At 37.5% G+C, this 13,859-nt stretch carries 14 protein-coding genes and 1 pseudogene; 7 read left to right on the forward strand and 8 right to left on the reverse strand.

Annotated features, from left to right (window positions below; translation table 11 throughout):
• On the reverse strand, positions 1-118 hold a 118-nt coding region (locus tag ACIR310F_RS26625), incomplete at its 3' end, for a DUF6439 family protein (RefSeq protein WP_231387387.1).
• A 66-nt stretch (positions 119-184) separates the two neighbouring features.
• On the opposite strand from ACIR310F_RS26625, the gene ACIR310F_RS0104105 reads away from it, so the two are divergent.
• Positions 185-529: a sll0565 family protein gene (locus tag ACIR310F_RS0104105; RefSeq protein WP_028082725.1), complete on the forward strand. Its 345-nt coding sequence runs from the start codon at positions 185-187 to the stop codon at positions 527-529.
• Positions 530-682: 153 nt separating this feature from the next.
• Complete coding sequence (gene asnS, locus ACIR310F_RS0104110) at positions 683-2,074, forward strand: asparagine--tRNA ligase (protein ID WP_028082726.1); 1,392 nt, start codon at positions 683-685, stop codon at positions 2,072-2,074.
• A 49-nt stretch (positions 2,075-2,123) separates the two neighbouring features.
• On the opposite strand, the gene ACIR310F_RS0104115 is transcribed toward asnS, so the two are convergent.
• Positions 2,124-3,500: an AAA family ATPase gene (locus ACIR310F_RS0104115; protein ID WP_028082727.1), complete on the reverse strand. Its 1,377-nt coding sequence runs from the start codon at positions 3,498-3,500 to the stop codon at positions 2,124-2,126.
• A 331-nt stretch (positions 3,501-3,831) separates the two neighbouring features.
• Here ACIR310F_RS0104115 and ACIR310F_RS0104120 point away from each other — a divergent pair, with 331 nt between their 5' ends.
• Positions 3,832-4,068, forward strand: coding sequence for a hypothetical protein (locus ACIR310F_RS0104120; protein ID WP_028082728.1), 237 nt, complete (start codon positions 3,832-3,834; stop codon positions 4,066-4,068).
• Between the two features lie 134 nt (positions 4,069-4,202).
• Complete coding sequence (locus ACIR310F_RS25195; protein WP_155963615.1) at positions 4,203-4,379, forward strand: hypothetical protein; 177 nt, start codon at positions 4,203-4,205, stop codon at positions 4,377-4,379.
• On the opposite strand, the gene ACIR310F_RS0104130 is transcribed toward ACIR310F_RS25195, so the two are convergent.
• The 6 genes from ACIR310F_RS0104130 to groES form a co-directional block, all read right to left on the reverse strand.
• Positions 4,354-4,695, reverse strand: a complete 342-nt coding sequence (locus ACIR310F_RS0104130; RefSeq protein ID WP_028082729.1) for a DUF5615 family PIN-like protein — start codon at positions 4,693-4,695, stop codon at positions 4,354-4,356. The two genes, ACIR310F_RS25195 and ACIR310F_RS0104130, sit on opposite strands and share 26 nt — an antisense overlap.
• 3 nt (positions 4,696-4,698) lie before the next feature.
• Positions 4,699-5,025 carry a DUF433 domain-containing protein gene (locus ACIR310F_RS0104135; protein WP_028082730.1) on the reverse strand — a complete coding sequence of 109 codons (327 nt, stop codon included), beginning with the start codon at positions 5,023-5,025 and terminating at the stop codon, positions 4,699-4,701.
• 122 nt (positions 5,026-5,147) lie between these two features.
• The gene (locus tag ACIR310F_RS0104140) at positions 5,148-5,552 is read right to left on the reverse strand and encodes a type II toxin-antitoxin system VapC family toxin (RefSeq protein WP_028082731.1); all 405 of its coding nucleotides are present in this window, start codon (positions 5,550-5,552) and stop codon (positions 5,148-5,150) included.
• On the reverse strand, positions 5,553-5,846 hold the full coding sequence (locus ACIR310F_RS0104145) for a hypothetical protein (protein ID WP_028082732.1): 294 nt from the start codon (positions 5,844-5,846) through the stop codon (positions 5,553-5,555).
• A gap of 273 nt (positions 5,847-6,119) precedes the next feature.
• The gene (groL, locus tag ACIR310F_RS0104155; RefSeq protein WP_028082733.1) at positions 6,120-7,757 is read right to left on the reverse strand and encodes a chaperonin GroEL; all 1,638 of its coding nucleotides are present in this window, start codon (positions 7,755-7,757) and stop codon (positions 6,120-6,122) included.
• Between the two features lie 98 nt (positions 7,758-7,855).
• Positions 7,856-8,167, reverse strand: coding sequence for a co-chaperone GroES (groES, locus tag ACIR310F_RS0104160; RefSeq protein ID WP_028082734.1), 312 nt, complete (start codon positions 8,165-8,167; stop codon positions 7,856-7,858).
• Between the two features lie 1,070 nt (positions 8,168-9,237).
• Here groES and ACIR310F_RS0104170 point away from each other — a divergent pair.
• From ACIR310F_RS0104170 to ACIR310F_RS26630, 3 genes and pseudogenes are all read left to right on the forward strand, one after another.
• A complete protein-coding gene (locus ACIR310F_RS0104170; protein ID WP_028082735.1) occupies positions 9,238-9,915 on the forward strand; it encodes a response regulator transcription factor in 678 nt (225 codons plus the stop codon).
• 636 nt (positions 9,916-10,551) lie between these two features.
• A complete protein-coding gene (sbcC, locus tag ACIR310F_RS0104175; RefSeq protein WP_028082736.1) occupies positions 10,552-13,578 on the forward strand; it encodes an exonuclease subunit SbcC in 3,027 nt (1,008 codons plus the stop codon).
• Between the two features lie 127 nt (positions 13,579-13,705).
• A pseudogene (locus ACIR310F_RS26630) lies at positions 13,706-13,859 on the forward strand (HAD family hydrolase); the annotation flags it as partial.

Genomic DNA, 13,859 nt, shown 5'->3' on the forward strand with positions numbered 1-13,859 from the left:
GGGCATTGCGGTTAGATTTGAGACGATGCCAATCATCTGGAGTGATCCTTAACCTTTCCATGAGGGCTTGTGCTAGTTCTAAAGTGCTAATTTCATTTAGTGGACTGGTTTGCAACATAATACTAAGTGCTAAGTTAAGAGTAAAATTTATGATTTAATCATCATAGCTAATTACTAATCGCTAATGACTAATTTAGAGGAAAATTCCTACCTAGATTTTGCACGGGAATTAGAGGAAGTAGAAACTTCACTAAGATTCTTGAAGGATAGATATACCCAAGTGCAAAATGATCAAGAACAAAAGGCACAATGGCAACAAGAATTAAAGAATTTAAAGCAAAATAGCAAACAGACCCCAGAAATCAAGGCCGAGTTAACCCGCATTCAAAAACAGTTGGAAACCTTGGAAATCAACTTAGAAAGCCGGTTGTTTTCTTGGAATACCCTAAAAAGACCTTTTTGGCAAGCTATCCGTTTTGGCGGTTTAGGCGTTATTATAGGTTGGTTACTAAAATCTTGGGTTGGATGATGGAATTTTAGATTTGGGATTTTAGATTTGGGATTTTATTTAAACCAAGTCCAATGATCTCAAATCGGAAATTTTATGATTCGGTTTATCCGATTTTCAGGCTCTATTTTGCTATAATTGGTATTATATAGTCAAAAAAAACAGTTGTAGAAAATGCTAAATCGTCGTATTGCAGAAATATTAAGAAGTGGGAAACCAGAAGAAACTTTGGTAGTCCAAGGTTGGGTAAGAACAAAACGCGAGTTAAAAGGATTTGCGTTCCTAGAAGTTAATGATGGTTCATCTTTGGGTAATTTGCAAGTTGTGATTAATCAAGATTTACCAGATTATCAAGGAATATTAAAACAAATCAATACAGGTGCTTCTATAGAAATATCAGGAGTAATAGTAGCTTCCCAAGGTAAAGGACAAAGAATAGAATTAAAAGCGGATACGGTGAAAATATACGGAGACGCTGATCCTGATACCTATCCTCTGCAAAAGAAACGTCATTCCTTTGAGTTTCTAAGAACCATAGCCCATTTGCGCGGTAGAACTAACTCCTTTGGTGCGGTATTTCGGGTCAGAAATGCTTGCGCGACTGCTATTCACCAATTTTTTCACGAACGGGGTTTTTTATGGGTACATACTCCCATTATTACTGCTAGTGACTGCGAAGGGGCTGGAGAATTATTTACTGTTACTAATTTTAATTTAAAGAATGTTCCGCGAAGTCAAAATCAAGAAATTGATTATAGTCAAGACTTCTTTAGCAAACCTGCATATTTAACAGTTAGTGGACAATTGGAAGCCGAAATTATGGCTATGGCTTTTACTAATGTCTACACTTTTGGTCCTACATTCCGCGCAGAAAATTCTAATACTTCTCGTCACTTAGCCGAATTTTGGATGGTTGAACCAGAAATGGCTTTTTGTGATTTAGAAGGTGATATGGATTTGGCTGAGGAGTTTCTGAAATACATTTTTAAATATGTAATGGAAACTTGTCCAGAAGACATGGAATTTTTTAATGAACGCATTGATAAAACTGTTTTAGAAACTGCTAATAATATTATTAACAATCAATTTGAACGATTGACTTATACAGAAGTAGTTAAACTTTTAGAAAAAGCTGATGTTAAATTTGATTATCCTGTGAGTTGGGGTGCTGATTTACAATCAGAACATGAACGTTATTTAGCCGAACAACTGTTTAAAAAGCCAGTCATTGTGACAGATTATCCCGCAGAAATTAAAGCTTTTTATATGCGGTTAAGTGATGATGAAAAAACCGTCCGCGCTATGGATATTCTCGCACCAAAAATAGGGGAAATTATTGGTGGTTCCCAACGGGAAGAACGGTTAGATATTTTAGAAAAACGGGTTTTAGCACAAGGTATGAACCCGGAAGATTTGTGGTGGTATTTAGATTTGCGTCGTTATGGGACTGTTCCTCATGCTGGTTTCGGTTTGGGGTTTGAAAGGTTGGTACAATTTATGACGGGTATGGGTAATATTCGGGATGTTATTCCGTTCCCTCGCACACCAGAAAACGCGGAGTTTTAATGATTTTAGAGACGTTGTAAATAACGTCTCTTTTAAAAAAGTTATTTTTCTAATTGGTAATTTTTTGGTTTAACCAAAAATATGCTTTAAATAAAGAATTTAGCTGAAATTTTACTCCTTCTTCTCCTAACACTTTTTCTACTAAACACCGTCGTGTTAAAGATTGTATAATTTGCAAAAATCTAGCATTGGATAATTCAATATCAGCAGGTTTTTGAGAAATATCTATAGATTCGTTTTGTGTTGCTAACCAGTGAATAACCTTATTTTCTAACTCTGATAAACGTTCTAAATGATTTTCTAAAAGTGCTACTATGTCACCCAAAAATACATCATCTTCATCTATGAAAAATCGGGAAACTTGACCATTAAATAATTCTCTAATAGCTAATATGATAATATTTAACCAACCAGGATGACTTTGATAAAGTCTTATTAATTCATCCCATTTATCCTCATCTTTTAAACCTTTTTCTCTCAATATTGCTTTAGCATCTTTTCCTAACCCTTGAAGATATAATGTTTTTGTGTGTTTGTTTTGAATTTCTAAAGTTTCTATATCTGGAGGTTTTTCGGAACTAATTAAAATTACACAACTTTGATGAGATGAAGTGGCAATTTGTTGAAAAAATTTACTATAGTCTTTGTATTCTATTAAATATTGACCTGCAAAGTTACCAGATTGAAAAATATTTTCTAGGTTATCAAGAATTATTAAACAACGATATGATTTTAAATAATCGAGGATTTCTGGTAATGGTTTTTGTGATTGAGAGAAGAATTGTTGAATGTCATTTTTAAGAGTTATTAATTTAGGAAGATTATCAAGACTGCGATAAATAATATAATCAAATTCTGTTTTAATTTCTGATATTAGTTTCAGAGTTAAAGCAGTTTTACCAATTCCACTTAATCCATAAATTTTGATTAGTCTGGTTTTATTTTCTAATATCCATTCTTTCAGTGTGGAAATTTCAGAAGTGCGTCCATAATTGTAGTTTAATTCTGGTGCTTTTGTTAAGTCAATTCTGGGGGTTTGATGTTGGGGTTTGGGAGCATTAAAATTATCTTGTTTATAGTTGGGAGGTTGTAAAGGTTTATCGCAAATAATATATCCTTCATTTACTTGTACACAATAACCGAAATTATCACCTTGAGAAACACGATATTTTTTTTCTACTCTAGAACGAAAATTATCTTTATTCAGGTCTTCTCCTAATGATTGACCTAGCTTTTTCCATAATTTAGCAGCTTCTTTTTTAATGTGAGGTTCACTACAATTATTAAAAGCTATAGCTATTTCCCGATATTTTTGACCTTGCCAAACACCTTTGATTATGGCTTCTTCTACGGGAGCAAGATGTTCACCAGTAGTTTCAAAAATTAAATTATCCATGTGTAGTAAAACATCTTCAATATTATTCATATATGATTACATCAATATATAGAAATCCGGTTTGATTACTGAAATTACCCGTAGAGGCTGGGAACTCTTAACAGGGAACAGGGAACAGAAAAGAAGGAATTAAGGTATACTGAGTTTTTTCAAAAATCAAATAGGAGTCCTATATCTCTGATACTACAAGTATACTAATTCCTACCAATTCCTACTAAATCCTACTGGAATTTGTGTACTAAATCCTACAATAATCTAAGAATGAAAAGATAGAATATTTTGCATAAGCAAATAGATTTAACTTAACCTATTGGCTTATAAATTACATAATACCGCTACTAAATAAAAAAGGAATTGGATTATGATGCATGGTTTAACTAAAGTTGCGGAGCATTGGGTTCAGCATTACTGGGTTGAGGGTATAAAACAAGGACCAGTCACAACTGGAGTAGGAGTTGCGGCAGGGGTTGTAGGAGGAGTTGCACTAACAGTAGCAACAGGAGGACTAGCTCTTGCTCCTCTTGCTAGTGCAGCAGCAGGTGGAGCATTGACTGGTCTTCTTGGGGGCGGTTTAATGGGGAACTTGACTAGAAAGTAATCCGATTGCCAATCTTATAGTTGTAGGTTGGGTACAATGGCTTTAAATATCATTAAAAACCCCATGATATTGATTCCGTTTTACCCAACCATTTGCTATTATAACAATAACTAAACTGTTCCTATTAAAATCTTATGCCATCACCTAAGATTATTGAAATTGAACAAATATTAAAAACTTACTCCATTGAAGATAAACAATGGTTATTACAACAATTAATTCAACAACTGAGATTAAATAATCAAGAAAAACCCCCAGTAAATTATCAACAACAAGCAAAAGAGATTATTGCTGCGGACGAATCACTCTAACTAATTTCTTTTCAAGAGTACCTTCAGCAGAAATAGCATTATTAATAAGTGCTGCTTGTCTTTCTGTATTTAAGTCTTCCTTGCAGAGAATAATTCCAAAATGGTTAGGTTGAGATCGGTGCAGTCGTCTAAAATCATCCCAATTTCGTGTCAAAACAGCGCGTTTATCCGCGATCGCAAATTCTAGAACATCTTCATCAGGAATTCCTAATCTAGAGTTTCCCGTTTCTTCAGTAGTTAGAACATCGTGACCAAATATCCGCAGCAATTCTACAATAGGCAGAGGAAAATTTTCATCGGCATAAAGACGTGCCATTTTTCAACTTTCCTCATTCCTACAAATGGCAGCCTCAATTTCCTCTGAATGAGCATCAGCATAACCCCAAGCATTGACTAAATCCTCTGCTTTCAAGTGGGGAAAATCCTGCAATATTCGAGCATCAGAAGCATCTAGACGACGATAATTTACCAGTGACCAAATAGGGATGCGAGTATTGGCGATTCTGGCATCACCACCGCACACTCCAGGAGTTTTTTCAATTCCTTGCCAAACATTGCTTAAACTTCGCACTAAGAGTTGGATGGCTTGTGCTTTTTCGGATGGACTTAATGCCAGGAGTTCTGGTTCTAAATCTTTTAAAGTCATAGATACCTTTGTTTCTGTATTTATGGCGATCTTAATTGGCTTGTAGTCAGTTTGGTTACAATGCTTTTTCAGAAAAAGTTGCAACGGTATACATTATATTTTACATTTTACTCAACAATTAACTAAGAAATCAACCAATTTTCTAACTGTAAATCTTTAACTCTAGTTAAATCAGAATCGTGAGAAACTAAAACTAAATTATGAATAATAGCAGTAGCAGCTATCAAAATATCTGCATCTTGAATTATTTTACCTCTCTTTGTTAAATCAGTATGAATTTCTGATGCTTTTTCAAATATTCTCAGATCATTTAAAAACAAAATAGGATAATCTTGACAAAATTCTTGAAACCAAGCCAATTTGTTAGTCGCATTACTTCTTAAAAGTCCTCTTTGAACTTCATAATAAGTTATGCCACTAATACCGATAAAGTCACCTTGACGACGTATTTCTGTAATTTTCAATGCCACTTCAATGTTCTGTTTTAGTGAGGCTGAAACAATATTCGTATCTAATAAATAACCCATTTAACCCCCACGTTTTACAGATTCATCAAAAATTTGCATTTGTTCTGGAGTCAAATCATTTAACATTCCTGAAACCAAATGTAAAGATAAAATACTTTTAATACGTTTCGTTAATTCCCCCTGAGAGATATTATTAACATCAGGGACAGCAATAGGATCAAAATTATGATTAATCACTTCAATCATTTTCTCTCTATCTAAGTTTTCTTGATAAAGAGGATTATTGTCAATCAAAGTTTTGACAATTTCGGGTAATTTTTGATAATTAGATTGATGATTAATAATTTGAGTCATAGTGAAACCTCCTCAAAATAATATCGTTGTTGAACAGCCTGAGTCCTATTATAGCAGCTACAATATCCCTAAAAAAGTGGGAATCAACAAAAAAAGAGTTTGCTCCTCAACCTGATCAGATGGTATCCCCAGAATTAAAAAATCAGGCTGATCAAATTTTATAGATAAGTTGAATTAAAACTCAATATTCTCTCCGCGCCTCCGCGCCTCTGCGTGCAAAAAAACAGCCGCCTCCTTGCGGAAGCGGCCATTATTTAAAGGTAGGAAAAAATTTTAGTAGTCGTAATCTCCACCACCCATACCAGCGCCAGCAGCAGGAGCGCCATCTTTAGGTTCTGGCTTGTCAACAACAATACATTCGGTTGTTAACACCATACCAGCGATAGAAGCCGCATTTTGCAGAGCAGAACGAGTTACCTTAGCGGGGTCAACAATACCAGCGGCCAACATATCTACAAATTCGTTGGTAGAAGCATTGAAACCAATGTTGAAATCCTTCTCTTTGACTCTTTCTGCAATTACAGCGCCGTTTTGACCAGCGTTTTCAGCAATTCTCTTGAGAGGTGCGGGTAAAGCGCGAGCGACGATTAAAGCGCCTGTCAACTCTTCATCTTTGAGGTGGCTATTAGCCCAAACTTCCAATTGAGGAGCGAGGTGAGCCAAGGTTGTACCACCACCGGGAACAATACCTTCTTCTACAGCAGCCTTGGTAGCGTTGATAGCGTCTTCCAGGCGTAGCTTCTTGTCCTTCATTTCGGTTTCGGTAGCTGCACCAACTTTAACAACAGCTACACCACCGGACAATTTAGCCAAACGCTCTTGGAGTTTTTCTTTGTCGTAGGAAGATTCGGTTTCTTCCATTTGACGACGGATTTGTTCGCAACGAGCCTTAACACCAGCTTCATTACCTTCAGCCACAATGGTGGTGCTGTCTTTGGTAATGGTGATGCGGCGGGCTTTACCTAAGCTTTCTAGCTTGGTGGTATCTAGTTTCAAACCAGCGTCTTCGGTAATCATTTGACCACCAGTTAAGACAGCGATATCTTCTAGCATAGCCTTACGGCGATCGCCAAAACCAGGAGCTTTCACAGCAGCAACGTTAAGAACACCGCGTAAACGGTTAACTACCAAAGTTGCTAGAGCTTCTTTTTCGATGTCCTCGGCGATAATTACCAAAGGACGGCCGGAACGAGCTACTTGTTCGAGGACAGGAACTAAATCTTGGACTAAAGCAATCTTCTTGTCGGTTAACAAGATGAAAGGCTCATCAAAAACGGTTTCCATGCGCTCTGCATCGGTAGCGAAGTAAGGAGAAATATAACCCTTATCAAAGCGCATCCCTTCGGTGATTTCCAATTCGGTGGTCATAGACTTCCCTTCTTCTAGGGAAATTACGCCTTCTTTACCCACCTTGTCCATAGCTTGAGCAATCATGCTACCGACTTCTTCATCGTTACCAGCAGAAATTGCTGCAACTTGAGCGATCGCCTTAGAATCTTCTACAGGGCGGGCGTGTTCAGCAATTTTTTCGACTAAAAACGCAGATGCTTTATCAATACCGCGCTTCAATAAAATCGCATTAGCACCAGCCGCAACGTTCCGCAAGCCTTCTTTAACGATAGCGTGAGCCAAAACTGTAGCTGTGGTTGTACCATCACCCGCAGCGTCGTTAGTTTTAGAAGCAGCTTGACGAATTAGAGCCACACCAGTATTTTCGATGTGGTCTTCTAATTCAATTTCCTTAGCAATGGTGACACCATCATTAACGATTTGTGGTGCGCCGAATTTCTTTTCTAGAACCACGTTACGACCCTTAGGACCAAGGGTAACAGCTACCGCTTCAGCCAGAATATCAATACCACGCTCTAGAGCGCGACGGGCGTTTTCGTTGTAAATAATGCGCTTTGCCATAATAAGTCTAAATCCCGATAGTAAATTGAATTTGTCTTCAAATTGGTGAATGGTAAAGAGATAATAGGGAAAACTCTTGACCTATCACCTATCCCTAACTAGCTAACGACTGCTAGAATGTCTTTTTCAGACAGGAGTACATATTCTTCAGTACCCAGTTTGATATCAGTGCCGGCGTACTTGGAGTACAACACCTTATCGCCAATGTTGATGTCCATTGGTTGACGGCTACCGTCGTCATTACGCTTGCCCGGTCCTACAGCGGCGATTTCGCCTACTTGGGGTTTTTCCTGGGCATTATCGGGCAAATACAAACCGCCTGCGGTTTTTTCTTGGGGGGCGCTCACTTTGATGAAAACGCGATCGCCCAGAGGTTTAACGGTGGAAACGCTTAGAGATACAGCTGCCATACAAAATTTCTTGCTAAATTAGCACTCTCGACTCATGAGTGCTAATTTAGCGAAAGATCGGACATAATAGCAATACCGACTCATGTACGGGTTTCCGAACTTAGGACAGGGTGGCGGTACTTAAGTGCAAATATCCAATTATTTTAGTTGTCAGGGTTTGTTGCGTAAGTAATGAATATTTTGATATGGACAAATTTATTTGCAAACTTGGGAAATTGTTATAGAACTGTAATCAGGGATCTACTTTTCGGAGTAACAGCACAGTGATCTACAAACAGCCATCTCACCCCCAAAACTACTAGAGATTAGGGAGTAAGAAACAGGGACTAAGGAGCAAGGAATAGGGAATAATTGCCAATTACCCATGACCCATTCAGACAAAAACTCTAGACTTTGTGTAACCACAAACAGATAAATTCTCAATTCTGTTACAAATCCGCTAGTCTAGAACTTGGGAATGTTGTTAACCAGGATTGGGGAGCGATAACCCCATCAGTTATCAGACAGCCTCAATTAAGCATCTTCACAACTCAAGTCAAAAACTTGCGTGTTTGTTGTTCTAGAACGATAATGGTATATTACCTAGATGCGGTCTGGTATGGCCAGTTAAGCACAGAAGTCATGAGATCAGGTCATCCAAGACCAGTGAATTGGCAATTAGTATGGTGAAAAAATCTGCATTTTTAACCCATACTTTAAAAACCTCCCCGGTTGATTTTGAACCTCTCAATGGAGGCTCCACCACCGAAGGATATAGTAAGCAGCAGTGGACTAATGAAAGCGCGGGTGAGTTTTGAGCTAGGGTAATCTTGAAAAAATACCAACTTGTGACTCACAAGGACGATGATTTAATCAGGGTTTTTTGGCCTGCACCTTTCAAATGGACATATAATAGCGCATTATGAAGACTACTGCTATACGTATCCTTACTAGACTTTTTCCGTCCACCTACTAGGATGTTGAAAGTGACTACCACTTTTAAGACTTAGAGGCGATCAAGATAAGTTCAGTGGGAAAAAGACAACACAATCCAGTCATCCACCATACAGGATAACTATATCAACACCCTAATGGATCGAAGCGCGAAAAGTGCCACTGTTATGAAAGAAACCAGCATGAAAGAACACAAACGACTTCTACTGATTGATGATGACCCCAACCTCATCTTGCTGGTGAAGGATTACTTAGAGTTCCGAGGCTATGAAATTGGAACGGCGGAAAATGGAAGAGAAGCTCTGGACATTTTAGAACATGACGTTCCAGATATGATTATCTGTGATGTGATGATGCCAGAAATGGACGGATACACTTTTGTCGAACAAGTCCGACAAAACGAACGCACCGGCTGGATTCCTGTTCTCTTTCTCTCAGCTAAAGGACAAAGTACGGATAGAGTTAAGAGTTTAAATAAAGGTGGGGACGTATATATGGTCAAGCCTTTTGAACCTGAAGAACTCGTAGCACAAGTAGAATCTGCCCTTAAGCAAACTGTTCGTTGGAAAGAACACCAAACGAAAGGAAGTGACAATGTTTCTCGCATCCAAGTTCCTTTCGATGTTCAGCTAACCCCAACGGAACTAAAAGTTGTACAGTTTGTAGCTAGGGGTTTAGCTAACCGCGAAATCGCTGAAGAATTAAATGTCAGTCAGCGTACTGTTGAAAGCCATGTTTCCAATATGTTGGGTAAAACCAATCTCCACAACCGCACTGAATTGGCGCGTTGGGCGATTGAAAATCAAATGGCCTAAACAATTTTAGATTTTGGATTTTGGATTTTAGATGATTTATCTAAAGTCTAAAGTCCAGAATTTATGGGTGAGAAAAATTACGCTGAAGGTAAAAATTTACATCTTGATAAATTTGGGTTTTTGTCCTTTAATTTTAGATTTTGGATTTGGGTAGAACGAAGACCAAACCCCGCAAAATCGACGAAATGTTGGGTTTCGTCCCTCAACCCAACCTACTCCTATTTTCATCCTGTTAATCCTTTAATCCTGGACATCCTGATTCAGACAAACTACCTTACATAAATCTGAAGACGGAAAAAGTGACTTCTTCACCGATTTGGGTGTGTAAATCCCACCTTGCGGTTTGTACTATGGCAGGAGTAATGTATTTAGTACAGATGTAGCACTCACTGAGGGACTTCTTGTCAAAGTCCATAAAATTGATTCTTGTGATGTCTTCAGCACATATATTACCTATTGTATCAGTAAGCGCAATTTTGACATTAAAAAAAATGTCTGAATATTGTCTAAATATTGTAAATTTTTGTAAAATTGCTATCTTTAAAACTAGAAATATGCTTACTAGTTAGCTAAACTAACAAAAAGTGCATCTGTACTGTTAACAATTAAAATTGTCAATGTGGCACTATAGCCTAAATGATTCCAGTTCAACTTATCATTAAAAACTTTCTCAGTTACCGTAATGCAGCTTTAGATTTTAGCGGCTTGCATACGGCTTGTATTTGTGGTTCTAATGGTGCAGGAAAATCTTCTCTTTTAGAAGCTATCACTTGGGCAATTTGGGGCGAAAGCCGTGCTACTGTCGAGGATGATGTCATTCATGCTGGTGCAAAAGAAGTCCGCATTGATTTCACTTTCCAAAGTGGTCAACAAACTTATCGGGTAATTCGCAACCGGGTTAGGGGTGGAACTAGCATTTTAGAATTTCAAATTGAAACTCCTGGGGGGTTTCGTCCTTTGACGGGTAAGGGGTTAAAAGCCACTCAGGATGTAATTCTCGAACATATTAAGTTAGACTATGAGACTTTTATTAATTCTGCTTATTTACGTCAAGGGAAAGCCGACGAGTTTATGCTCAAACGTCCCACGGAACGCAAGGAAATTTTAGCGGAATTATTAAAATTAAATCAGTATGATGAATTAGAAGAACGAGCCAAGGATAGCTCTAAACTTTTCAAGGGACGAGGGGAGGAATTAGAACGTTCTTTGGAAAATATCAAAATTCAACTCCAAGAACGGGAAACAACGGAAAACCAACGGGCTGAGTTAGAAGCGCAACTGCACGATTTACAACAGGTACAAACTTTTGAGAATAATCAATTGCAAAGTTTACAGGTTATTCAACATCAAAGACAAAATTGGGAACAAGAATTAAATTTTGTGCGCCAACGATATGCTAATCTTAGCCAAGATAGCGATCGCTTAAAACAAGAACAATTATCTGTAAAATCCCAATTAACAGAATTAGAAAAGATTTTAAATCAAGAAGTTGATATTCAAGCTGGTTATACTCAATATCAAAATTTGCGCTCTCAAGAAGAAATATTTGCGGACAAATTTGAACAACATACCCGCGCTACCAATGCAAAACAACAAAAACAACAGCAGCTATATAAGCAAATTCAAGATTTAGAACGCCAATTACAAAAAGCTGAAGCCGAATTAGCAGCTTTAGAACAGCAAGAACTAGAAATTGTTCAAATCCTCAGTAAATCTGGAGATATAGAAGCAGCTTTATTACAATTAAATAACGCCCGTCAGCATTTAGCCAATTTAGATCAATTGCAAATGCAAGTAACACCATTATTACAACAAAGGGCAAGTTTGCAAACTCAATTAGATCGCACTCATGCTAGTTTAGTAGCACGGTTGGAGCAAAAGCAAGCCGAGGAAAATAAATTACAAAATAAACATCATCGTCAACCCCAAATAGAAAAAGAAATAATAGAGGTAGAAAAGCAAATTGAAGAACTAGATAAAAAGCGAGTTTATCTGCAAAGGGTCAAGGAAAAAGGGCAGGAAAAACGACATTTTTTTGAACGGTTACAAGCCCACCAAGGAGATTATGAAAAGTTATTAGCAGAACTAGAACAAAAACTGCAAATGTTACAAAATCCCGATGCTACTTGTCCCTTATGTGAACGTCCTTTAGATGAACATCATTGGAGTCGAGTTGTTGAAAAAACTCAATCAGAATATGAAGATACCCAAGGACAATTTTGGGTAGTACGGGAACAAATTGCGGTTTCAGATCGGGAAATTCAGGTACTCAGACAAGAATATCGGCAAATAGACCAAAAGTTATCTGGTTATGACTCATTGCGAGAAAAACGGGGACAATTAGCTGCCCAATTACAGGGGACAATGGATGTCCAACAACAGTTAATGCAAGTGATTTCTGAAAAACAACAGTTAGAAACTTGCTTACAAACTGGTGATTATGCACCAGAAAAACAAGCAGAAATTCAAGAATTAGATCAATATATTCAACAACTTAATTATCATGAACAAGATCACGCCCTCGCTCGCAATGAGGTAGAAAGATTGCGCTGGGCAGAAATTAAACAAGGGGAAATTAAAGAAGCAATAAAAAGGCAGAAAAAACTAACAACTAGAAAACCAGAAGTAACAGCAAGTATTACTCAATTACAAGGGCAAATCCAACAGGAACAAATTGATTCTGATTGTGCTAAAGAAATCGCTAATTTAGAACAGCAGATTGCAGAAATTGGCTACAGTTCAGAACAACATAATTATCTGCGTCAAGCTGTGCGTCAAGGGCAAACTTGGCAGTTACGTCATCAACAATTATTATCCGCACAAGCCCAAGATCCCCAATTAAGAAATAAATGGCAAAATTTAGAAGATTCATTAGCAAAAATTGACAAAGAAAGACAAATACTAACTGCAAAAATTGATGATATTGTTAAACAATTAACTGACAGTGCTAACCCCACAGCCCAAATTAATAATTTAGAACAGCAAATAGCAAATCGTAGACGAGAACTAGATCATAAAATCTCTCATTTGGGACAATTAAAACAAATGTCGCTGCAATTGGAAACCCTACAAAATCAATATGAACAAGAAAGAGAACAATTGCAAATTTGTAAACAGCAACAGCGTGTTTATCAAGAATTAGCTCAAGCTTTTGGCAAAAATGGGATTCAAGCTTTAATGATTGAAAATGTTTTACCCCAATTGGAAGCAGAAGCCAATCAATTACTTTCTCGCTTGAGTGCGAATCAATTTCACGTCCAATTTATCACCCAAAAAGCGGGACGTAGTGGTAAATCCAGCAAGAAGAATGCTAAATTAATAGATACATTAGATATTTTAATTGCTGACGCGAGGGGAACAAGGTCTTATGAAACTTATTCGGGAGGAGAAGCTTTTAGAATTAATTTTGCTATTCGTTTAGCTTTAGCCAAATTATTAGCACAAAGAGCCGGGGCATCATTACAATTATTAGTAGTAGATGAAGGTTTTGGTACTCAAGACGGGGAAGGATGTGATCGTCTAATTGCTGCTATTAATGCCATATCATCCGATTTTGCCTGTATCTTAACTGTAACTCATATGCCCCACTTAAAAGAAGCGTTTCAAGCCCGAATCGAAGTGAGTAAAAATCAGCAAGGTTCACAGTTACAACTATTAATGTAATTTCCATCTCTTAATTCTGCCCTTGGGTTGGAAACGGTCTTTGCTCCCTTGCCTCTTGGCGCGAAACCTCAGATTAAAAAACACCACCTAACTGAGATAATAAAAAAATAAAAATATTTATTCACTCATGCTGAGATTAATTACTGACTTTGACGGTCCAATTATGGATGTTTCGGAACGATACTACCGTGTTTATCAGTTGTGTCTAGAGAAAACCCGATATCCGGGGCAAACAATTACAGAACTTTCTAAAGCCGAATTTTGGCAACTGAAGCGATCGC

The sequence above is a fragment of the Dolichospermum circinale AWQC310F genome, assembly GCF_000426925.1.
Taxonomy (GTDB): Bacteria; Cyanobacteriota; Cyanobacteriia; order Cyanobacteriales; family Nostocaceae; genus Dolichospermum; species Dolichospermum circinale.

Excerpts from the sequence above, each read along its gene's own strand:
- ACIR310F_RS0104135 (WP_028082730.1), bottom strand. The coding sequence starts at position 5,025 with ATGACTTTAAAAGATTTAGAACCAGAACTCCTGGCATTAAGTCCATCC.
- ACIR310F_RS0104140 (WP_028082731.1), bottom strand. The coding sequence starts at position 5,552 with ATGGGTTATTTATTAGATACGAATATTGTTTCAGCCTCACTAAAACAG.
- asnS (WP_028082726.1), top strand. The coding sequence starts at position 683 with ATGCTAAATCGTCGTATTGCAGAAATATTAAGAAGTGGGAAACCAGAA.
- ACIR310F_RS0104105 (WP_028082725.1), top strand. The coding sequence starts at position 185 with ATGACTAATTTAGAGGAAAATTCCTACCTAGATTTTGCACGGGAATTA.
- sbcC (WP_028082736.1), top strand. The coding sequence starts at position 10,552 with ATGATTCCAGTTCAACTTATCATTAAAAACTTTCTCAGTTACCGTAAT.
- ACIR310F_RS0104115 (WP_028082727.1), bottom strand. The coding sequence starts at position 3,500 with ATGAATAATATTGAAGATGTTTTACTACACATGGATAATTTAATTTTT.
- ACIR310F_RS25195 (WP_155963615.1), top strand. The coding sequence starts at position 4,203 with ATGCCATCACCTAAGATTATTGAAATTGAACAAATATTAAAAACTTAC.
- ACIR310F_RS0104130 (WP_028082729.1), bottom strand. The coding sequence starts at position 4,695 with ATGGCACGTCTTTATGCCGATGAAAATTTTCCTCTGCCTATTGTAGAA.
- groL (WP_028082733.1), bottom strand. The coding sequence starts at position 7,757 with ATGGCAAAGCGCATTATTTACAACGAAAACGCCCGTCGCGCTCTAGAG.
- ACIR310F_RS0104145 (WP_028082732.1), bottom strand. The coding sequence starts at position 5,846 with ATGACTCAAATTATTAATCATCAATCTAATTATCAAAAATTACCCGAA.
- ACIR310F_RS0104170 (WP_028082735.1), top strand. The coding sequence starts at position 9,238 with ATGGATCGAAGCGCGAAAAGTGCCACTGTTATGAAAGAAACCAGCATG.
- ACIR310F_RS0104120 (WP_028082728.1), top strand. The coding sequence starts at position 3,832 with ATGATGCATGGTTTAACTAAAGTTGCGGAGCATTGGGTTCAGCATTAC.
- groES (WP_028082734.1), bottom strand. The coding sequence starts at position 8,167 with ATGGCAGCTGTATCTCTAAGCGTTTCCACCGTTAAACCTCTGGGCGAT.